Raw genomic sequence first — 22,465 nt, forward strand, 5'->3', positions numbered from 1 at the left:
GTCCAATCACGTAAAATACCCACAATTAATTTCTAAGCCGTGGACGATCGTTGTTAGCGAATTCACGGTCACACTAAAAACTCAAAAGGATTTTTATATGTCAGAAGCCATGATTGCAGATATTGATGATATCAACTTTCAAGCCCTTGTCGTTGAGGCCTCAATTCGAATTCCAGTTCTAGTGATTTTCTGGCACCCTAGCAACCCTGAATCTCAAGAAAATGTCGAGCTATGGATGTCACTGGCAGAAAAATATTCAGGCAAATTTATTGTTGGCAAACTCAATATCGAAGATCAAGTCATGTTGGCCTCGCAGTTTAGTGTCGATGACAACTCTCTGCCTTATGCAAAACTGATTCGTAACGGCGCTGCTCATGGCATTATCAACGAAACCATGACAGAGGAGTTGTGTGAAAAGTTTATCCAACCTCATATTGACAACGAAATTGATACCCTAAGAGACGTTGCTAAACAACTCATTCAACAAGGGGATTACGATAAAGCCTTTGACGCACTGAAAGAAGCGAATCGTCTTGAGCCTGAAAACTACAATATCTTGTTTGATATGATTGATTACTATCTCAAAATGGGCAAACCTGAAAACGCGCGAGAAATTTTTGATGGTTTAGGTGAACACATCCAACAATCGGTGCATGGGAAACAGATTGCTGCCGTGTTCTATTTTTCTGAACTGGCAAATCAAGGCCCAGACATCCAAACCGTTCAAAAAACACTGCAAGAAAAAGGTGTGCAATCCTCGGAAGGTTTAGAAGCCTTATTCCAACTCTCCTCAATCCTAATTTTGCATGGTCAAGAAGATGCCGGTGCGGAAGCACTCACAAAAATCTTACAAATTTCACAAACCGTTCCGAATGACATTAAACCTAAAGCGGCTGAATCTTTCCGAAAGCTCATTGCTATTTTTGAACTTAAAGCCCCTGAAAAAGCACCTGATTACCGTCGACAAATGCAAAATCTTCTATTCTAAAAAAACGTTATGATCAAAGCCCAAAATAATAACCAAGGAAGAAAAGCATGACCATTAATCACACTGAAGCTAGCGAACTGAACGCAGAGAACTTGCATCATGTCATGGGATTAGGCATTGCAGGTAACTTCGCTGGCCATTTAGAACAAGCAGGCGAAACACCTGATTTTGTCGAGGTCGAATGTGAATCTGACATCGCGCCCAAAGGATTGTTCCCGTATTTTATACCTGAACAACACGCCCAAATTGGTGTCTATCCATTTTCAGCTTCACAAATCAAATACCCTGAAAACTTGCAAAACGATGCACACTTACAAGCAGAACCCGAGGTCTGCGTTTTGTTTGATATGAAATACGAATTTGGAAAAGTTGCTCGAATGCAACCGATTGCGTTTGCCGCTTTTAATGACTGCTCCATTCGCAAACCTGGAGCAAAAAAAATCAGCGAAAAGAAAAACTGGGGGCCAGAAACCAAAGGGATTTCAAACCAGTTCTTACCTGTTAGCCATTTGGATCTGGGCAGTGAACTTGATGAATATCGGATTATTGCCTACTTCAAACGCGATGCAGATTGGCAGCTATATGGCAACGACAGTCCGATTAGTAGCTATTCTTATTTCCATCAAAAACTGATGGATTGGATGCAAGACAAACTTAATCATCAAGCAGACTTTGGCCCACTGGAAAACTTGAATCAATGGATTCACCAAGCAAACTTCCCAAAACAACTTTTAATTAGTTTGGGTGCAACCACTTACACAGAGCTGGGAGAGAACACTTTTCTGCAATCTGGTGATGAAATCGCTATTTTCGTTTATCATCAATCTATCACTAAAGCCACCATCGAAAACGGCATAGATACCCCTGAAAGTTTACCGGCCGGTAAAGTTTCAGTACTTAAGCAAAAGATTGTGTAACGAGAACTCAGCAAAGAAAACTAGATATGCAGCAAACTGACGAGAAAATCATTCAAACTGTCGACAAATGGCTTCAAGATGTCGTCATTGGATTAAACCTCTGTCCGTTTGCTCAGCACCCGTATCAACTTAAGCGTGTACATCTCACGGTAAGTCACGCCAACACGGAAAAAGCATTACTAGAAGATTTGGCCTCGCAAGCCTCTGAACTATTAACCATGCCGGTTTCAGAGCGTGAGACGACCGTTATTGTGGTCACAGACCTACTCGAAGAATTCTACGATTACAATCAATTTTTAGATCTAGCCGACTGGCTGTTGGAAGAAAATAATTGGCAAGAATCACTACAAATTGCCAGTTTTCATCCTGACTATCAATTTGCAGGTACAGCACCTCAAGATGCTCAAAACCTTACCAACCGCTCACCATTCCCATTGCTTCACTTAATTCGACAAGACAGCATCGAGACAGCGCTGCAACACTTCCCCACTTCTCCTGAGAGTATTTTTGAAACCAATATTGAAACGGTAGAAAACTTAACAGACCAAGAGAAACGACAATTGTTCCCATTTCTCAAAAACGATTATTAGTCACAGAAGATGAGTAGGCCTTTAGTTTAGAGATCTTCCAAAGCTGGAAATTTTGCTCGATAAGTGCTGACCTCACTCAGCATTTCCTGCAGATTAAGATCATATTCATAGACTGGCGATTGCTTAGCATCAAACACTAATTCACCTTTGGGACTAAAAAGCATCGACCCGCCCGAATAGAGAACACCGTTGCCATCCGATCCGATTCGATTAACTCCCAAAACCCACATTTGGTTTTCAATCGCCCTTGCTTGCAATAAAACCTGCCAATGAATTTGACGACTTTGCGGCCAATTGGCAATAATCACAGCTATTTGCGATTGTTTTGCGACTTTTCGAAACAATTCAGGAAATCGTAAGTCATAGCAAATAAACAGACTTGCCTGCAAATAATCAAACAGCGAAGCCAACACCGGCTTTTTTCCCGGCCGGTAAACTTTATGCTCATCCGCAAAACGAAACATTTTTTGTTTTTGGTAATTTGCCTTCAACTCACCATTGGCATCAAACCACAATGCACAATTTTTAAATTCTTGATTTTGCTTTTGCGCAACTCCGGCAATAATTTCCAGATGGTAATCCTTAGCCAATTGAGAAATATGGCAACTAATCTCACCATCAACCGCTTCTGCAAATTTCTCGGGTTGCATTGAAAAACCACTAGAAAAGAGTTCGGGCAAAACTACTAAACAAGAGCTCGACCTCACCTCTGTTAACCTCATTGCAAATCGCTTTGCAAATTGTTCAGTCAACCGCTGTAAACTGATCTGAGGCTCTTGCCAGCTAGGTTCAAATTGAAATATCACCAACTTCATAACGACTTATATCCTATGTTCTATTAGGGTCTGTTGACAATTCATAATTAGGCTCTGCTCAAACCATTTTTCGTTCCAGCAAGGCAGAAAGAGCGTGGAATAGTTATTCTATTTGAGCGAATTTCTAACACTGCTGGGGCAAAAATGGCTTGAGCCCTACGGGTTGCGCTTAAAAATGTCGCACTCTTTGTTGCTCATCGCTTATTTGGAATAACCAAACTGCGCTCTGAGCGTCGTGATTGCTGCATTTTTAAGCAGCAACAGAGTCAAGTCTGAATTGTCAACAGACCCTAGCACTTCCTCAAATAAAACATTAAAACACAACGTTATAAATTCAGTGACTAAAGAAAATTGATGAAGAAAATTGATGAAGAAAATTGACACTAGGCAAACTCACCAATTTTATATGCTCGTTGACTGAAAAATATGCTAGTCTTGAAAGCCTGTTAAATACCTATTTTTTATGAGGTAAAGCATGAAAGGCATTGTATTTTCAGAGTTTATTGAATTGGTTGAAGACAAATTCGGAATCGAAATTGCCGATACTATTATCGAAAAATCCAATTTACCCAATCAAGGCGCTTACACTCAAGTCGGCACCTATGATCACAAGGAAATGCTCACACTGGTGACGCATTTGAGCAAAGAAACAGGAATAGAAGTACCTGTTCTAGTACAGGCTTTTGGCGAACATTTACTCGATCGTTTCACACAGATGTATCCTCAATTCTTCACTGAAGTAAATAGTTGCTTTGCCTTCCTAGATACTATCGAAAACAAGGTCCATGTCGAAGTCAAAAAGCTCTACCCCGATGCGGAACTCCCTACATTTGATTCCAGTATTCATTCTGACTCACATATGGAATTACTGTACCAATCCAAGCGCCCTTTTTCGGCTTTAGCTTATGGTTTGATTTTAGGAAGTGCCAAATATTACGGTGAACAAATTTCGGTTGAAATGGAAGATATGTCAACCGACAATCAGACCAGAGTCTGTTTTCAACTCCGTAAAGAAGCCGTTAACACTTTGGAATAACCGCTGACTTATGAGCGAAAAAGACAACGTCACACTCATTTCAATTCATGAACATCAAGCCGAGATTGAAAAAATAAAAGGCTTGTATGAGCGTCGTTTTATGCGAGAAAAAAATGCTCGCAAAGAAGCAGAAAAACTCTTAGAAAATAAATCCCTTGAACTCCACCAACGAAATGTTGAACTAGAAAACCTTGCTACTGAATTAGAAGCTCGCGTACAAGCACGCACCGAAGAATTAGAAGCTGAAAAAAATCATGCACTCGAATTATCTCGTGCGAAAAGCGATTTTGTTGCTACGATGAGTCATGAAATCCGAACACCTATCAATGGCATTATCGGAATTCTTAAACTCCTTGAAGAAGACCTTTCACAAGAAAGTGAACAGCATAACCTTGTTAATATTGCTCAGTATTCTTCCCATACTTTATTGCATATCATCAATGATATTTTGGATTTTTCTAAAATTGAATCCGGTAAATTACGCCTTGAAAACATTCCTTTTAATCTTAGGGAAACGCTTACAAAACTGATATACCCCTTTGAAAAACTAGCTTACGAAAAAAAGATTGAACTGATTTTCAAATTAGACTCCCAAATAAAAACACAAGTCATCGGAGATCCATTCAGATTAACGCAAGTACTCAATAATTTTTTAAGTAATGCGTTCAAGTTCACCGAACAAGGCAAAATTGAACTCAACATTCAGCTACAACAGGACTGGTTAATTTTTTCGGTAGCAGACACTGGCATCGGAATCCCCGAAGAAAAACAATCAAAACTGTTTAAAGACTTCTCTCAGGTCGACACCTCAACTTCTCGTAAATATGGCGGAACAGGTCTGGGGCTAGTCATTACCCAGCGAATTATTGAACTCATGGGTGGAGAAGTTGAGTTTGAAAGTCAAGAAGGCATGGGATCACGCTTTTTTATGCAAATTCCTTACCGGCCGGTAGAAAATAAAAAACTTCAGAACTCTGAACACTCGCCTGAAAACAGTCATCATCAAACCAATAAACCGCTACGATTATTGCTAGTGGATGACAATCAAGTAAATCGTTTAGTCGGCCAAAAGCTTCTCTCTCGCCTTGGCCATCATGTAGATTGCGCAGAAGACGGTTTTTCGGCGATTGATATAATGAAAAGTCAAAATACATTTTATGATTTGATTTTTATGGATATCCAAATGCCTGACCTCAATGGCTATGAAACCACACAAATCCTTCGCAAAGAAAATATTCAAATTCCAATTATTGCACTGACTGCCAACACCTCAAATGAAGACAGACAGATGGCGAAAGAATCTGGAATGGATGATTTTCTGAGCAAACCTTTTCAACTGAAAGATATTGAAAACTTGCTGAATGAAAAGTACCCACGTAACTTAAACAGTTAACCTTCTATTTGCTGAACGCATCCTTTATTCAGGAACCACACTTCTTCGGAATACCTAAAAAGCATAAACAGATCCTACAGCATCAATAGTGAACAAGATGCTTACCACCGATGAATCTATCCACAGCCTTTGAAGATACTAATTATCACAAATACTGTAACAATGAATTTCAATCTACTCTGATTATCTGTGCGTTTCAAACGTTTAACATTTACTAATTCATTTGAAAATGATATTCAAGAATTACGCCTTCAACAACTAACCCCAAAAGAGTTAATTAAAAATGACAGAGAAAACTACCCGGCCGGTAAAACGCCAGCCCGTCTTATTTATTCCGCACGGTGCTGGTCCATGCTTTTTTATGGACTGGAATCCTCCTCACATTTGGTACGGCATGGCAGACTTTCTTCGAAATATCGCCAACACATTAACTGAAAAACCCAAGGCAATTTTAATCGTTTCTGGTCACTGGCAGAGTGCTGACTTCCGCATTACAGCCAGCTCAAATATGGAATTGATTTATGATTATTTTGGATTTCCTGCGCACACTTACGAGTTAACCTACCCTGCCTCGGGTGACCCCTTGTTAGCCAAAAAAGTCAAAAATTGTCTCAATCAAGCGGGTATAAAAAATGAATTGTATAATCAGAGAGGTTTTGATCATGGGGTATTTATTCCATTGAAACTGATGTTCCCAGACGCTGAAATACCAGTGGTGCAATTATCGCTAAAGAACGACCTAGACCCATCTGCTCACTTTGAAGCTGGTTCTGCTTTAAGCAAATTACGCGATGAAGGAGTATTAATTATCGGGAGTGGCATGAGCTTTCATAATATGGCTGGCTATGGAGACGATCGTTTCAGCAGACCTTCTGAATTATTTGATGATTGGCTGACGCAAACTCTAAATAGCCCAGAATTACAGCGTCAAGACGCGCTAAAAAATTGGACACAAGCACCGCATGCTCGTGATTGTCACCCCTTACATGCTGAAGAACATCTACTCCCTCTGATGGTCGTTGCAGGTGCTGCCGGACAAGACACTGGAAAAAAGATTTTCTCTGAACAAATACTGAAAACTCAACTCTCAGCCTTTCAGTTTGGTTAAAACCCATTAAGAGCTAGACTTGAGAATTAAAAAAACAACATGCCGTTAAGCTTTCTAATCACCAATCACTATTAAACTATCGCTTACATTGACTTCACAATCTCTGATGCAATTGTGATTCCAGTTATCCTAGAGCTTTAAAATTGTCCTGAATTTCTTAATCAACGTTGCGTTATTGACTGACAAATCATTAAAAACGACTCTAACTTTATTTGTTTAATTGAATCTCAACTTCCTTATCACCGTAGTAAATATAAGCACGGTTATAAGGTAGTGGAGATTTTTCATGGCAATTTAACACTACCCAAGAATGAAAATTAGGCCTAGCAAAGCCGCACCAGTGATGACGTTGTTCAAAATCATCAGCCGGGTCTGGATTAGGGATATACTTACAAGGATTTCGAATTGACTCTATGAGCAAAGTATTTAATTCTGAGTCTTGCTCAATTTCAGGGTGAACTTCTAAAGCAATGCACCTTTCATTATCACTGCATGGGTGAGCATTAAGAACATACTTATAACTTACCGGTCTACAAATGCTCGTAACCATCGTAGGTGTTAGCAATCGGGATTGTTTAGCGTCACACAACTCCCCTTTTTTCGGTACTTTTGCAGGACAGGAATGCCATTTTTGGTCAAAAATACCCGAGTTATTAACTTCAACATTGCGCTGAAACCTGTCAACGAGAGCATATTTGTATGCATCAGCAGTACAAGCTCTAACTTCGTTTGGCCATTGCAATAATGTCGGTGTATCAATAAATGCAGGAAAGTTAGCCGCATGAATTGCATGAGATAACAACATCATTCCTAAAACATTGAAGGTTTTCATTGATCGCTCACTCTCTATGACAGAGTTTAAGAATTATTTTGTTAGATCGTAACTTACTGATTTTCTGATGAGTCAATTTAACAAATGATTAAGCTAGTAAGTAGATTGCAGATGAACGAGATCCATTATTGAATGCACAAAAATTCAGTAAACTCAAAAATTAGAAAGGATGCTCTTCTTCACAGAAGAACGGATAATGATAAGTTTGCCCGTAAAATAGACAGAAATTGAAAGCTCAGAAACAAAAAAGCCGGACTTTAAGCGTTTGATTTTTGTATTGTTTAACATCGAAACACGATACTCATTGTGATATTCAAAGAATACTCATTAGGATACTCAAAAAATACTCACAATCAACATTATTAGCTGTTTGTGTCTCTTTGTTTAAATTGGCATAAAAGACAGGCAAAACCCAGTAAGCACGCGGATTTCAGGCATAAAAAAAGGGTTCCGATTTGGAACCCTTTGTAAATAGTGGCGGATAGCGAGGGATTCGAACCCTCGAAGGGCGATTAACCCTTACACACTTTCCAGGCGTGCGCCTTCAACCGCTCAGCCAGCTATCCTTTAATTGTGGCGGATTATAAAGGCTTAAAGCGCAGGTGTCTAGTTCAAAGATAAATTTCACGAACGATATTCATTTTAGCCTCTTGGAAAACCCTCAACTGCCCCTCTATAACCCTACCGGCCGGTAAATATCTTGGAGATAAAAAAACCGGCTTTAAAGCCGGTTTTAATAAAGCATGGCTAATAGAAATTCTTACATCATTTCTAAATCATCTTGAACCGATTCAATTCCTTTAATCGCACAAGCTTCATCATCCATACCATCGGGTGCTCCACTGACACCGACGGCACCATACAATTTACCGCCTGCTTGAATCGGAGCAGAACCTGCCATAAAGGCTAAACCTTCTCCCATTGTCTGCAATGGACTGTTTGCACGATCACCCAATTGTGAACCTTTTACGTTGAACATCACTGAGGTGTAAGCTTTTTTCGCACTGATTGAGTAGGAAACTGGAGGTGCAATGGTGTCACGCATTTGCACTTGAGGAATTCCGTTGCGATCCACGACTGTGACGCTGATTGGAATCCCTTTTTCACGGCACGCTTCAATGGTTGCTTTTGCAATGGTATTTGCAACATCCATACTGAGACGGGCAACATTAACCGCCATTGGTTCTTCCGCATAGACAGGCATAGCACTCGCTGCCATTAAAACTGAAGCCATCAAGGTTTTTTTCATTGCTTTCATCCTAATTCTCCTAGGAAAGTTTCATAGAGAGTTTTTACAGGTGCATAAACTTTGCACAGGTTCGAGTATAAGAAATTTACCGGCCGGTAGGGATTGGAGTATTTAATTTATTGATTAACTAAATTTATTGAAAGCCATAAATAATAGGTATAAAAAAACCGAGACAATGATTTGCCTCGGTTTCAACGTTCACCTCGCCAGTAAAAATTCGTTACCGGCCGGTGAAGTTTCAATGATTTATCTTAATCAATTTTCTCGATTAAAGACCGCTTGCTGCCGAGCACGCTCTTCTTCTTGTTTAACACCGCCATGCCACTGCCAGATGTAGTACATCAATGGAATGACTAACAAGGTTAGAACCGTTGAAGACAAAGTTCCAAAAATCAGTGCAACGGCCAGACCACCAAATACTGGGTCGGTAATCATAATCATTGACCCGAAAATAATCGCCAATGCCGTCAATAATATTGGACGGAAACGAACTTTTCCTGCCTCAATGACCGCATCTTTAAGTGAACGCCCTTCAGCGCGATACTCAAGAATAAAGTCAATCAATAGCAGTGAGTTCCGCACCACAATCCCAGCCAAGGCAATCACCCCTATCATCGAGGTGGCCGTAAAGGCTTGTTCAGTCACCCAGTGTCCAGGGAACACTCCTATCATTGTGAGAGGAATTGCCCCCATAACGATCACCGGCATCATGAAGGATTTATAGTATCCAACCAAAATCAGGTAGATGAAAATCAAAGCAACGATGAAAGCCGATCCCATATCGCGGAATACATCCAAAGTCAGGCGCATTTCACCGCCCCATAACAAGGTGTAATCCATCACGTCTTTTGGCTGCGCTTCAACAAAACCAAGGTTTGCGGTATGGAAGGTCACACCGGAGTTTTCCAGCTTAACACCATCCAACATTGAATCCAAAGTTAGAACAGAGTACACCGGACTTGATTGGAGCAATTCACCACCCACCATCACCATGCGGTGCTGGTCACGGGAAATGACAGGCTTGGATTGAGCCTTCTGTTCTATGGTCGCAATCGCAGATAGTGGAACAGGAGAACCTGAGCGCGATTTAACACGAAGCGACATGAGCTGCTCAGCTACTGTACGCTCACTTCTAGGGAGGCGTACAATAATGTCCACAGGTTCTTTCACATTATCTAAATGCATGTAACCTAGCTCAAAGCCATTAATGTAATCACGAAGCATTTTGCTGACATGCGCAGGAACCACACCCAACAAGTTCGCCTGTTCACGATCGATATTGATTTCATAAATCGTGGCATCTTCAGTCACAGAATCATCAACATTAATCAAGCCATAAACTTGGTCAAACTTGGTACGGACTTCTAAGGCAGCTTCACGTAACTTGTCATAGTCCGGACCATAAAGTTCCGCCATGATTTGCGTTGTTACTGGAGGTCCTGGAGGCGTTTCATACAATTTAATATTCGCATCCGGAAAAGACTTTCGGATCTTCATGAGTGCTTGGTTAAAATTCTGGACAATCTCATGTGAAGAAACCGAACGCTGAGCTTTATTGACCAAGTTCACGCGAATTTGCGCAAAGTTTGCCCCCTGTTTAATCAAATCACCACGAACTAAAGCGGCAAAATCAATTGGCGCATGATCACCCAAATAAACACTGTAATCAGTCACAAATTGCGTTTCAGACAACATGGCTCCCACATGACGCACTACGCGGTCCGTTGCTTCAAGTGCCGTGCCTTCAGGCATATCAACTTGAACCAAGAAGGTGGATGTATTGTCGTAAGGCAACATCTTAACTTCAACACCGGCTGGGTGAAGAGGATTGTTCATGCCGTCATCACGCATAAACTGCAATGCGGGTTGCATCATCGATGCAATCAAAGTTCCTAGAACCACTAACAGGAAAATATTACGTTTGGTCCGTGATTCAATTAATGGAACAATCGATTTCACATAAAGTTTTTGCATCCAATCTTCTTTATGAACATGAACAGATTCCATGCTCTGGCGCGCTTGCATTTCTTTAATGGCTTTTTTGCCCAAGAATCGATACGCAACATAAGGCACCAAAATATAGGCAATCACCAAAGAAGCAATCATTGCAACGGGCACGTTAAATGGAATCGGTGCCATGAACGGTCCCATCATTCCCGTTACGAACAGCATTGGAATAAATGCCAAAATAACCGCAATGGTCGCGACATTCGTTGGATTACCAATTTCGTTGGTTGCGTTTATCAACACTTCATCAAACTTTTCTGGGTCAAATCCATCATGAATATGTCGGTGAATGTTCTCAATAACAACAATCGCAGCATCCACCAAAAGTCCGAGCGATAAAATAAGAGCAAACAACGTGATTCGGTTAATGGTTTGTTCGGCAATTAAACCAATGAACAACACCACAAACAGAATCAAAGGAACCGTCAAGGTCACAATGCTTGCTTCGCGCCAACCAAGAAACAGTACCAAAATAATAATGACGGAACCCACAGCGATGCCTAAATGCTCAACCAACAGATTCACAGCAGCATTCGCTTTTTCACCATCATTACGGGTGACGACAACATCGACATTAGCAGGCAAAACAGAACGCTTAAGCTCTTCCATTTGCGAAAGAACTAAGTTGGCAACTTCAACCGCATTTGTTCCTGGTTTTTTTGCCAAGGTAATGGTGACAGCCGCTTGCTCGCCATGACTTCTTTCAGCTGCATTAGGTCCAAAACCGATTCGCGTAAAGCTTTCTGATTCTTTTGGCCCGTCTTCAATCGTTGCAATATCTTTTAGATAAAGCAAACGACCATTCTCAGAACCGATGACAATGTCACCGACTTCTTTGGCATTACCTAAAAAGCCATTGACGCGTACCAAACGGTTTTCGTTGTTATTGACCAAAGCACCGACTGGAACAGAAACGTTTGACCCTTCGAGCATATCGCTAATCTGATCTAGCGAAAGCCCAGTCAAAGCAATTTTCTGAGCATCCAGCCAAACATTAATCGCACGCTCTTTACCTCCGACTACCTCTGTAAAAGAAACACCAGGGATATTGCGCAAATTCTCAACTAAACGGAGAGAAATATCGCGTAAATCATAGCCTGAAATTTCACTTGAGGTCACCGACAAAGTCATGATCGGTACATCATCAACATTGATAGGTTTTACCAGAGGTTGTTGCGTTCCCGGCGGCATCTTATCCATGTTCTGCATCAGCTGGTTATAGACCTTCACCAAAGAATCCACTTGGTTTTGCCCTACATCAAACTGTACCGTCACCACCCCAAAATCATTCGCTGCATAACCAAAAGTATGTTTCACTCCCGGCAAGGCAGACATAATGGTTTCAAGTGGCTTAACCACCATGTTTTCCACTTCTTGAGGTGTTGCACCACCTTTTGGAACAATAATATTGGCCGCTGGCACAACAATTTGTGGGTTATATTCACGTGGGGTAATTAAATACGACAGAATCCCTGCAAGTGTTACCGCAATCATAATCATCATCGTGATTTTTGAATGGATAAACACTTTGGCAAGTTTTCCAGCAATATTCAGTTTCGCCTCTTTATTTTCAGGCATATCAGGAGATTGCTGCATAGACATCCGGCTTAAGCTCCCTGTTCAGTTGATGCATTTTCTGACGAGTTATTGGTCGTTTTGACTGTATCGCCATTTAAAAGACTTTGGTTGTTATCAATCACAATTTTGTCACCCAGAGCAAGACCGGATTGAACTTCAATATCGCCATTAATCTCAACACCGGTTCTCACCATATGGAAAAACGCTTTACCTTCATCCACTACAAACACACCATCGATACCTGCACGAGTGACGACTGCTGATTTAGGGATCATCAAAGTTTGACGCTCACCACGAGTAAAACTCACACGTGCAAAGGTACCTGAATTAATCGTACTCACCGCTGGCAAACTTAGTTTCACAGTATGCGTGCGTGAACGAGGATCCGCTGCACCTACCAAAGTATAAATTGTGCCAACCATTGCTTCTGGTTGCCCATCGACCAAGACTTTGGCTGTATCGCCATTGCGCAATTTCGCAAACAGTTCACCAGAAACTTCTGTCTGTACACTCAAGGAACTCAAGTTCTCAATTGAAAGAATTGGATTTCCGGGTGCAGCCAAATCCCCCGCAACCGCCATTTTTTCAACAACTACACCACTAAACGGAGCTGTAACATTGGCATATCTCAATTGGGAGCGTGCTTGATCCAAACCTGATTTAGCGGCTGCTAAGTTCTCTTGCGCAACCGAATATTGCAAACGAATTTTATCGAATTGCTGTTTTGAGACAGAATCATCCTTAAAGAGTTTTTCAAATCGATCGAAATCAAGCTTTGCATCCGTTAGCGCGGCCTGAGCTTGTTGATAACCAGCTTGTGCTTGAGTAATTTGACTGCGAATATCGGACGAATCAATTTTAAACAATACTTCGCCACGCTTAACACTTTGGCCAACTTCCACTCGTAAATCTTTTATGTACCCCATCAGACGAGACGCAATACGAGCTCTTTGATCCGGCACAACCGTTCCTGGTACGACAGCCGTTAAAGGAATGGTTCCTAACTGAACTTCATCCACTTGTGCTTGAATGACTTGTGCCTTTGGCTTTTCTGAAACTTGCGCTTCCTGTTGACATCCACTTATTCCTAAAGCAGCAGCCATAAAGGCAACAGCAAACAATGCTTTTAACTTTTTCATAAAACTTTTCCCTTAAAAACTTAAATCATCGCCATTTGAATAGCATTAAATCGCTTAAATTGTCTGAATATCAATCATGCCAGCCAGCATTCGTAATTGTGCTTGCTGAATCTTGACGTCATATTGCGCCTGAACCAAGTCAGCATTGGCTTTGTCTAATTGCGTTTGGCTTGCCAATACCTCAGTAATCGTCGCCACACCACCTTCAAATCGACGTTTAATCAGTTCTTGAGCTTTTGTCGCCTGCTCTACCGCCAACTGAGTTGAATTGACCTGTGTTTTCGCAATATTTAGAGAACGCCAAGCCTTGTATATGTTCATACGAACGTCATTTTCCTTAGCTTGAAGCTGAGCTTTTTTTTCATCTGTCGCAGCACGAGCCATTTCAACTGCGCTTTTTGTCACACCAAAATCAGTAAGCGTCCAAGCTGCAACCCCTGCAACAGTATAACTGGATGAACCCAGACCTATATTTTCGTCATTCCAATCTTGGCGAACCATTACATTAAAGCTTGGCAGGTTCTCCGATTGTGCCACTTTGATTGATTTCTTCTCCGCTTCAATCTGTTCACGCATGGCCAACAGTTCAGGATTTTGTGATAGAGCTTTTTGTACAATCTGTTCGATTGTCATTCCCGTTACATCAAAGTCGGTTGACTCACCAACATCCAAAGGTTCCGACAAATCCATATTCATAAGGATCTTTAAAGCATCCAAGGCCATTTGCTCTTGTTCTTGCGCTTTCATCAGTGCGACATTCGCATTGGCTTGATTCACTTGTGCAGACAAAAGCTCTGAACGTACAATGACACCTTGCTCAACCAAGTTGCTGGTCATTCGAACAAATTCATCAGCCGTTTTCTTGGCTTGCTTCGCTACCGCAATATAAGCTCTGGCAGCATGGACAGCTTCATAGGCTTGGTAATTGTTAAAGACCAAAAACTGTTTAGTGGCTTCTTCACCGCCTTGTGCCGCACGGATCATTGATCTGGCCTGCTCTTGATAAAGACCAATTCTGCCACCATTCCAAACAGGTACCATCACCTCAAGACGGGTATTTAAATCAGTGTGAGAACTTGGTTCGTTTAGATTATCAGGAGCTTCATGAACATTTTGGTTTTGCATGAATGAGCCTGCGCCAAAGTCATTGAAGGTAGCTTGACGCTGCTGTAGTTTCATACCAAATACATTAAGTGGGTTATTGGATAGAGAGCCTATGACACTCAATTTAACCTGCGGCATACGAGAATTTTCGGCTTTAGCAAGTGCTGCCTGAGCTCTTGAGATTTGAGCCTGGCTAACCGTCATATTCGGGTTTTGGCTCAAAGTCCTTTCAACAACTTGCTTAAAAGTCATTGTCTGCGAATGAGCCACGCCACCAAACGTAAAACTTGTCAAACTTGCCATGGCAAGTATCAGTATTTTATGTCGAGGATATCGACGAGAAGGCTTTTGCATAACTGCTCCCAAATTTAAAAAATTTTTTGATGTTATTTGACGCTACAACAAACTTGGCATACGAACACAAAAAAAGGATGTCAAACATCCTTTTTTTGAGCCCAAACTAAGCCCGACATGGAAGATAAATCAACCATACTCATGAATTATGTGGAACTCAAACACATTAACATATAAGAATTTGCTGATATTATAGGGATTTTCCTTACATTATAAAAGCTTACTTATTCAAACTTATGGGTGAACTCATCAATAAATCACTTGAATAACCTTTCTTAACCAAATTAATTCACCATGAAAGAAATGGCTAGCATTTTCTCGCCAGTAGACATCAGGCTTTTTGGCGACCTGCCTTGCCCAATCCAACACCTCTTGAGCGCAGATGACTTCATCTTGCCCACCCTGAATCATCGTCCAACAAAAACCTTCCGATTGAGCAAACTCAGGCCAGACAATCGTTGAAAAATCATATATTCCAACCGGTGGCGCCACCGTCAACAAAGAGTCAACTTGAAGATGCTCAAGTGCTTTCAATGAAACAAAGCTTCCAAAGGAGAAGCCTCCTAAATGAATTTTGTCAAAACCTTGGTCAAATTTTGCCCACTCAACCACCGCTAATAAATCTTCAACCTCACCGACACCTTGATCGTATTCCCCTTCACTTTTTCCAACACCGCGAAAGTTGTAGCAAATAGTAGAAAACCCTTGTTTTTGAAAGGCACGCTCCATTGTCGTAATAACTTTATTATTCATAGTGCCGCCATACAGTGGATGAGGATGACTTAAAACGATCAACTTCTTAACACTACCGGCCGGTGATTTTTCACTATCAACGGCATGAAATCGAATCTCTAAATCGCCAACGCTTCCCTGAATCATCAATGTTTCCGCATTCGCTTGTGTTTTAACTTTCATAAATATTTCCTAAATTTTAGTGCGAATTTTACCGAAAACCTTAGGTGAAACACATATTTCGGTAAAATCAAACAAGGTTCAATTTATTTAGGATTTATTGGATATTCATCATTCTGTTCTGGCCATGCAGATCTTATTTTTCAGCAAAAACAGAATCCAATCTTAATTTCCCAAAGATCCGACTCAACTTCTTACTAAAAGGCTTGTTATGTCCCAAACTGTTCTTAAAAAAATCGTCATCGATGACGCAGTTCCTTTTGCACAAGAAATTTTTGGTCATTTAGGTAAATTACACCTTCTTCCAGGAAAAGCGATTCAAGCAGATGATGTCAAAGATGCGCAAGCACTGATTATTCGCTCTAGAACGCAAATCAATAAAGCTCTTCTTGAAAATAGTGATGTGAAATTTGTCGGCAGCACGGTCGTCGGTCTGGATCATGTTGACCAAAACTACTTACAAACGGCCGGCATTAAGTTTTACTCCGCGCAAGGCTGTAATGCGAATTCAGTTGCTGAATTCGTTATCAATGCTTTATTCGAATTGGCTGAAGCGAAAGGGTTTGATTTAAGTCAAAAAACATTGGGCATTATCGGTGTCGGGAATGTCGGTAGTCGTCTATTCACAAAAGCGGAGCAGCTTAACATCAAGTGTCTAGTGAATGATCCACCAAAACAGCTCAATGAACCGGAGGCTTATGAGTATCGGACACTCGATGAGGTCTTAAAAGCTGACATTATCAGCGTCCATACACCACTCACAACAGAAGGCCTGTTTGCGACCCAAAATTTAATTAGCGCTCAAAAACTAAGTCAAATACAGCCACATCAAATTATAGTCAATGCAGCTCGAGGCGGAATTATTGATGAACACGCTTGGATAAACACCCAAACTCTTGCGAACATTATTGATTGTTGGGTAAATGAACCACATATCCATTCAGAGCTGTATAAAACAGCTTTTTTTGCGACACCACATATTGCTGGCCATAGCTTTGAAGCCAAACTTGCTGGAAGTGAAATGGTTTATCAAGCACTTTGTGATTTTCAAAAAACATCACCTAAAACAGATTGGAAGAAAATTTTACCGGCCCCTTCAACCCCAATCGAGCAGAAAAATTTATGTTTAGAAAACTCTCAATTAGCAAAATTTAAACAAACTTTACTGAGAGATATCTTTCGAAAATGCCATGATATTTTTTCAGATCACAATGGCATTTCTGCCAAAACACATCAGGAAATTGAAAAAAAATACGAATTTTTTCGAAGAAATTATCCAATTTATCATGAATGGCACCAACATAAAGTCGTTTCCCTTAAAAACAAAGAACTCGACAACCTATTGAAATCACTTGGTTTTCAAATAATTCAAAACAAAAAATAAACTTTATTAGCATTTCATAATAAAAGATTATTATTAACTGCTAAAAAAATTTAGATTTGATTTTGCTCCATGGTGCTTTAACCTAGTTTTTGAAAATTTGACTCATTCAAAATTTTTGCCAACTCATTGGAGATACTACATGAAAATAAAAAATCTATTCAAAGCCGCAATTTTAGCGGTATCTGTCACAGCTCTTTCTGGTTGTGGAACTATGAACGCAATCAGCAATCTAAATGATGGTGCCGGTGAAACCTTTATGCAAATCTGGGACAAGTGGGTCGAAGCAGAAGGTGATATCGCTGAAGCAACTATGTGGGAAGTGAAAGTTGAAGAAGGCGTTGAACTAGAAGATGTTATTGATGCAATCAACAATGTGGGAATCAACCGCAACATCAAAAACGTTGGCGAGCTTCCTCTTTCAGAAGAACTAAAAGCTCGTGGTGTTGAATCAGGCGTTGTTCACGTAATGTCATTCTGTAACCCAGATACTGCACGTAAGATGATCGACTTCTCACCAGCAATGGGTGGTTTCTTACCATGTCGTGTTAACATCATTGAAAAAGAAGATGGTCTTTACATCTACACAATGAACATGGATATGGCAATCAAAATGGGTCGTAAAATGCCTCCAGAACTTTACGAAGCAACGATGCAAGTTCGTAACACTATGTGGGAAATGTTGGACAAAGGCTCTAAAGGCGAATTCTAATCCCTCTCCTATAGAAATCACATAAAAATCAAGAATTGAAAATCCCCCTCCGACCGCGCTTAGCCCCCTTTTAAGCGCGGTTTTTTTATATAAGATTTACCGGCCGGTGTTTATACCCAAATGAGTTCTTGTGCCCGAATAGGTGCTTATACCTGTAAAGGTAAACTTTTCTAATTTAAGACAATAAAAAACCCGATTAAGATAAACCTAACCGGGCTTTAAACTTCAAGCTAATTTTGATTGGTCAAATTAGCTGTGCCAAATATCTTTGGTAATTGATTGATACCAAGAGAAAGCATAGTTGGCTTCTTGTTTACGCTCTTCAAGACTTGCCGCACCTTTGCTCACACCACCAGCACCCTCAACACCTTTCAACACACCGTCAACCGGTTCATAAACACCCACTACACTAATTCCGTATTCAGAACCTACTAAGCTGTAACAGGTGTTTACCGTGCGAATTGCTGGCATATCCAAACCATTAAGGTCAGTAACAACGGCTGCCGCACAATGTTTACCCTGAACAGATGCTGAATGACCCGATTTCGGCATCGCACCTGCAATACATGAATCTCCGACCACATAAATACCTTTATGCAGTTTGGATTCAAACGTGCCTTGATGCACCGGGCACCAACCTGAATCATCTGTCAAACCGATATCAAACGCAATCTTTCCGGCTTTTTGAGCAGGGATCACATTGATGACATCAGCAGTAATGGTATCGAATTCGCTGTAAACCGTTTTGTTTTCCACATCGATCTTGGTGACTGTAGCGCCATCAATCGCACCATACCACTCAATCATTTGGCCATAAAGCTCACGCCAACCGCCCATAAACAATGACTGTTTTGAGAACTTATTCTTGGGATCCAAACACATAATGGTGGCCGTTGGATTATGGCGTTTGAAATAATCCGCAACCATTGAAAGACGTTCATAAGGTCCTGGTCCACAACGGAATGGATTAGGAGGAGCAACCATTAAGAACCTTCCACCCTGTGGCATTTCTTTGATTTGCTTCGCCAACAACTCTGTTTGTGGTCCCGCTTTCCATGCGTGTGGAAGGATCTCAGAAGCTTCTTCTGAATAGCCTTCAATAGCATCCCAGCGGAAGTCAATCCCAGGTGAAACCACCAAACGATCATAAGCCAACACTTGACCATCATCCAAAGTGACTGTTTGCTTAGCCTTATCGACTGAAGTAGCCATTTGGTGAATCACATTAATATCATGCTCACTTTTCAATGACTCATAATCATGAGTTAAATATTCAACATCAACTAATCCAGCTAAATACCAGTTTGAACCTGGGCATGTCATATAAGTCTTCTTTGGCTCAATGATGGTGACATCAACACTTGAGTCATAACGCTTGATGTATTTTGCAACGGTTGAGCCACCGAAACCTCCACCAATAACCACGACTTTTTTGCCTGAAGTACTGCGCACATTATTGGAACATGCTTGCAAACCGAATGCAGAACCTGCCACACCAGCAGCTGCCATTGCCTTAATTAAACTTCTACGATTAAACATTTTCATTGATCTCCCCCTTAAGGCTTTAAGCTACCTAAATAATCCGCAATGGCTTTCAACTCATCATTTGAGTAACCTTTTACATGGCGTTGCATAATCGTATTAGGACGTTCGCCAGACTTGAAGCTCAACAATTGTTGATACATGACATCCGCCGGATAACCTGCCAAAGGTGGAATCGTATTACCATCAACATATTTCCCTTCAGGACCATGACACTGGAAACATGTTGTTGCATGCAATTCTCCAGTACTGATATTAACGGTTCTTTCAGCTTGAACAGTAGAAGGCAATGCTGCAACAAAACCTGCCATAGCGATACCCTTTACTAACAGAGGGAGTTTTTTAAACATAATAGATGCCCTTATTTAAATGACGCACTTACTTGAAAACAAATACCTTTTTCATTACCTAAATAAAATTCGCAAACGTAAGTCCTTAAAATCATTATGGAAATGAAATGGTATAAATTTTTCAATATGCTTTTATAAAATAAATCTGGGGTATTCTGCAAAGTTCCTAGGCAATTGGTAATTATTTATTTTTATAAATTAGACAAGATTTTATTTATACCTATAGAAAAACAATTATGTTTTATTTTCAAAGCCTATAAGAAGCATTTTCAATACGAAATAGTATTAAATAATTCACAATTCATAAATTTAATTTATGTATAAATAACTATTTAAAATAATTAAAACACTTTTAAGCAGCTTACCAAAGATGTTTTCCAAGACGATTTTACTCTAAACCCACTACTGAAAATCCGGAGAACCATAAGTCAAAGTTAGGGAAAGTTCTCCAGATCAGCAGATTTAGGAGCTTGCTGTTGATAAATCAAAAGCCGTATAGTTTTTTGGAATTTTGCATTAACCAAGCCAGAAACTTCTCGGCCGACTGGCACCGCTAAATCAACCTTTAAACCCTGCCACTGCAACACATTATCAATCACTAAAGCGTCACACACATTTGGACGAAAATCATCTGGTAAGTGAGAAGCAGATCTGACCTGAGCACATTCAAACTACTGGCTAGGATTAACCTGTCGAAGAAAAATTAAATGAATATAAAAATTTTAGGCAACAAAAAACCCCAGGCTTTGAAACCCGGGGTTTTCGCATCAAGCTAATTTAAACTGACTTGCGTCAGTAGTTAAATTAGAACTTGTGTAGGATACCAGCAATGTAGTTAGAGTTGCTGTCAGTACCTTTGATGTCTTCTTTGTCTACAGTGTAGATGTAAGCAGTCGTTTTCTTACCTAGAGAGTAGTTTAGACCGATAGACCATGCAGACTCATCACCACCGTTGTCGTAGTCATCCATTGAGTACTTAACTTTAGGCATGAACTTACCAATTTTGTATGCTGCTTGAGCTTGGAAGTTTTCACCGATGTCGTTCTCTTGGTACATACCGTTTACAGTTAGACCAGAAGCTTTGTATTGTGCAGAAAGACGAACTAGCTCTTCACCAGCATTATCTAACCAGTCACCACCGTCCATAGCAAGTGCTAGGTATAGACCTTCTTTAGTTGAACCGTACATTGCAGCAACAGAATAACCATCGTCTTTTTCAACGTTATCTTCAGCTTCACCCATTACAGCAGCCGCTACAATTTTGATACCACCGAAAGATGGAGAAACATATGCTAGAACGTCATCTGCACGGTTCTCACCACCGTTAGCACCGATCTCAGTCATTTTACCAAGGTCAGCTGCACCATCGTTGAAAAGGTCAGAAGGCTGAGACATTTTCAATGGAGTGTCGTGACGACCCATAAGAACTGTACCGAAACCACCAGCAAGACCAACATAAGCATTACGTTGTGAAAGTACATCGTTATTTTTAGAATCAGCAATAGAATCTAGACCGAATTCAACTTTATATACTGCTTTAAGACCGTTACCTAGATCTTCAGAACCTTTAACACCTAAGCGAGAAGCGGTAGAGTTTACAGAAGTATCTTTACCATCCGTGTCATTGATATTTAGGTTTAGTTGACCGTAAACAGTAGGAGCATCAGCCATTGCTACTGGAGCAGCGATTACAGAAGCGATTGCTAGAGCAATAATATTCTTTTTCATGTTTCATTCCTTAAGTTGTTTTTATACACCGAGTTTGTCGGCTTGCTGCGTACTTTAGCCAAGCACTTTTGACATTGCAAACCTTTTTTCAAAAAAAAACGACATCAATTTTAAATTGTTGCATTTTTACAACAATAAGCATACTCACCCAACAACAAAACAAGCAACAAACTTACCGGCCAGTATCTCTGAAGCCTTCTCCTATAAACGGCTCGACTGAGTGAAAAATTTTCAACCCATAAAAAACAAAAAACCCGCTTGAGAATTTCTCGAAGCGGGTTTTGCAGGCAACCATATAAATATGGTCGCATAAACGATAATCGAAAGATTAACGTTTTGAGAACTGTGGACGACGACGTGCTTTGCGAAGACCAACTTTCTTACGTTCAACTTGACGCGCATCACGAGTCAATAGACCACGTGTACGAAGTGCTGAACGGTTTTCTTCAGAGAAGTTAACCAATGCACGTGCCAGACCGTGACGTACTGCACCAGCTTGACCAGTAGTACCACCACCAACAACGGTGATGTTCGCGTCAAACTTTTCTAGGTTTTCAGTCGCTTCTAGCGGCTGATTGATTACCATAAGATCTGTTTCACGTGCAAAGTAGTCAGCGATATCACGACCGTTAACTGTCATTTTGCCAGAACCCGCTTTCAAGAAAACGCGAGCAACTGAGCTTTTACGACGACCTGTTCCGTAGTATTGTTCTGCCATTTTTCGAATCCT

At 40.6% G+C, this 22,465-nt stretch carries 19 protein-coding genes and 1 tRNA gene; 8 read left to right on the forward strand and 12 right to left on the reverse strand.

What is annotated here, in order from left to right:
* Positions 1-97: 97 nt before the first annotated feature.
* From D9T12_RS09120 to D9T12_RS09130, 3 genes are read left to right on the forward strand one after another with little or no spacing between them, the layout of a single operon-like run.
* Positions 98-988 (forward strand): tetratricopeptide repeat protein, encoded by an 891-nt coding sequence (locus D9T12_RS09120; RefSeq protein WP_130537885.1) that lies wholly within the window; start codon positions 98-100, stop codon positions 986-988.
* Positions 989-1,035: 47 nt separating this feature from the next.
* A complete protein-coding gene (locus D9T12_RS09125) occupies positions 1,036-1,905 on the forward strand; it encodes a DUF5718 family protein (RefSeq protein WP_130537886.1) in 870 nt (289 codons plus the stop codon).
* Positions 1,906-1,931: 26 nt separating this feature from the next.
* Positions 1,932-2,495 (forward strand): DUF1415 domain-containing protein, encoded by a 564-nt coding sequence (locus D9T12_RS09130; RefSeq protein ID WP_130537887.1) that lies wholly within the window; start codon positions 1,932-1,934, stop codon positions 2,493-2,495.
* Between the two features lie 26 nt (positions 2,496-2,521).
* Here the strand turns inward: D9T12_RS09130 and D9T12_RS09135 are convergent, their stop codons facing one another.
* Entirely contained in the window at positions 2,522-3,310 is a 789-nt protein-coding gene (locus D9T12_RS09135) for a nitrilase-related carbon-nitrogen hydrolase (RefSeq protein WP_130537888.1), read from the reverse strand.
* 475 nt (positions 3,311-3,785) lie between these two features.
* Here D9T12_RS09135 and D9T12_RS09140 point away from each other — a divergent pair, with 475 nt between their 5' ends.
* The 3 genes from D9T12_RS09140 to D9T12_RS09150 all read left to right on the forward strand — a co-directional run bounded on the left by D9T12_RS09140 (position 3,786) and on the right by D9T12_RS09150 (position 6,847).
* Positions 3,786-4,346, forward strand: coding sequence for a heme NO-binding domain-containing protein (locus D9T12_RS09140; protein WP_130537889.1), 561 nt, complete (start codon positions 3,786-3,788; stop codon positions 4,344-4,346).
* 10 nt (positions 4,347-4,356) lie between these two features.
* Positions 4,357-5,739 (forward strand): ATP-binding protein, encoded by a 1,383-nt coding sequence (locus D9T12_RS09145; RefSeq protein WP_130537890.1) that lies wholly within the window; start codon positions 4,357-4,359, stop codon positions 5,737-5,739.
* 283 nt (positions 5,740-6,022) lie between these two features.
* Complete coding sequence (locus D9T12_RS09150) at positions 6,023-6,847, forward strand: DODA-type extradiol aromatic ring-opening family dioxygenase (RefSeq protein WP_130537891.1); 825 nt, start codon at positions 6,023-6,025, stop codon at positions 6,845-6,847.
* 208 nt (positions 6,848-7,055) lie between these two features.
* Here the strand turns inward: D9T12_RS09150 and D9T12_RS09155 are convergent, their stop codons facing one another.
* The 7 genes from D9T12_RS09155 to D9T12_RS09185 all read right to left on the reverse strand — a co-directional run bounded on the left by D9T12_RS09155 (position 7,056) and on the right by D9T12_RS09185 (position 16,025).
* Complete coding sequence (locus tag D9T12_RS09155; RefSeq protein WP_130537892.1) at positions 7,056-7,679, reverse strand: hypothetical protein; 624 nt, start codon at positions 7,677-7,679, stop codon at positions 7,056-7,058.
* Positions 7,680-8,154: 475 nt separating this feature from the next.
* Positions 8,155-8,245: transfer RNA gene (locus D9T12_RS09160), tRNA-Ser, on the reverse strand.
* Positions 8,246-8,439: 194 nt separating this feature from the next.
* Positions 8,440-8,937, reverse strand: coding sequence for a GlcG/HbpS family heme-binding protein (locus D9T12_RS09165; RefSeq protein WP_206199089.1), 498 nt, complete (start codon positions 8,935-8,937; stop codon positions 8,440-8,442).
* A 246-nt stretch (positions 8,938-9,183) separates the two neighbouring features.
* Positions 9,184-12,537 carry an efflux RND transporter permease subunit gene (locus D9T12_RS09170; protein ID WP_240693162.1) on the reverse strand — a complete coding sequence of 1,118 codons (3,354 nt, stop codon included), beginning with the start codon at positions 12,535-12,537 and terminating at the stop codon, positions 9,184-9,186.
* A 5-nt stretch (positions 12,538-12,542) separates the two neighbouring features.
* On the reverse strand, positions 12,543-13,652 hold the full coding sequence (locus D9T12_RS09175) for an efflux RND transporter periplasmic adaptor subunit (RefSeq protein ID WP_130537894.1): 1,110 nt from the start codon (positions 13,650-13,652) through the stop codon (positions 12,543-12,545).
* Between the two features lie 54 nt (positions 13,653-13,706).
* Complete coding sequence (locus D9T12_RS09180; protein WP_130537895.1) at positions 13,707-15,110, reverse strand: TolC family protein; 1,404 nt, start codon at positions 15,108-15,110, stop codon at positions 13,707-13,709.
* Positions 15,111-15,359: 249 nt separating this feature from the next.
* Positions 15,360-16,025, reverse strand: coding sequence for an alpha/beta hydrolase (locus D9T12_RS09185; protein ID WP_240693163.1), 666 nt, complete (start codon positions 16,023-16,025; stop codon positions 15,360-15,362).
* A gap of 208 nt (positions 16,026-16,233) precedes the next feature.
* Between D9T12_RS09185 and D9T12_RS09190 the strand changes: the two genes are divergently transcribed.
* Entirely contained in the window at positions 16,234-17,406 is a 1,173-nt protein-coding gene (locus D9T12_RS09190; RefSeq protein WP_130537896.1) for a 4-phosphoerythronate dehydrogenase, read from the forward strand.
* Between the two features lie 139 nt (positions 17,407-17,545).
* Entirely contained in the window at positions 17,546-18,115 is a 570-nt protein-coding gene (locus tag D9T12_RS09195; protein WP_130537897.1) for a DUF302 domain-containing protein, read from the forward strand.
* Positions 18,116-18,364: 249 nt separating this feature from the next.
* Here the strand turns inward: D9T12_RS09195 and D9T12_RS09200 are convergent, their stop codons facing one another.
* The 4 genes from D9T12_RS09200 to rpsI all read right to left on the reverse strand — a co-directional run bounded on the left by D9T12_RS09200 (position 18,365) and on the right by rpsI (position 22,453).
* Positions 18,365-19,660, reverse strand: coding sequence for an NAD(P)/FAD-dependent oxidoreductase (locus D9T12_RS09200; protein ID WP_130537898.1), 1,296 nt, complete (start codon positions 19,658-19,660; stop codon positions 18,365-18,367).
* Positions 19,661-19,671: 11 nt separating this feature from the next.
* Positions 19,672-20,007 (reverse strand): c-type cytochrome, encoded by a 336-nt coding sequence (locus D9T12_RS09205; RefSeq protein ID WP_240693164.1) that lies wholly within the window; start codon positions 20,005-20,007, stop codon positions 19,672-19,674.
* Between the two features lie 804 nt (positions 20,008-20,811).
* A complete protein-coding gene (locus D9T12_RS09210) occupies positions 20,812-21,735 on the reverse strand; it encodes a porin (protein ID WP_130537899.1) in 924 nt (307 codons plus the stop codon).
* A gap of 328 nt (positions 21,736-22,063) precedes the next feature.
* On the reverse strand, positions 22,064-22,453 hold the full coding sequence (gene rpsI, locus D9T12_RS09215) for a 30S ribosomal protein S9 (protein ID WP_130537900.1): 390 nt from the start codon (positions 22,451-22,453) through the stop codon (positions 22,064-22,066).
* Between the last annotated feature and the right edge of the window lie 12 nt (positions 22,454-22,465).

It is taken from the genome of Thiomicrorhabdus indica, assembly GCF_004293625.1.
Taxonomy (GTDB): Bacteria; Pseudomonadota; Gammaproteobacteria; order Thiomicrospirales; family Thiomicrospiraceae; genus Thiomicrorhabdus; species Thiomicrorhabdus indica.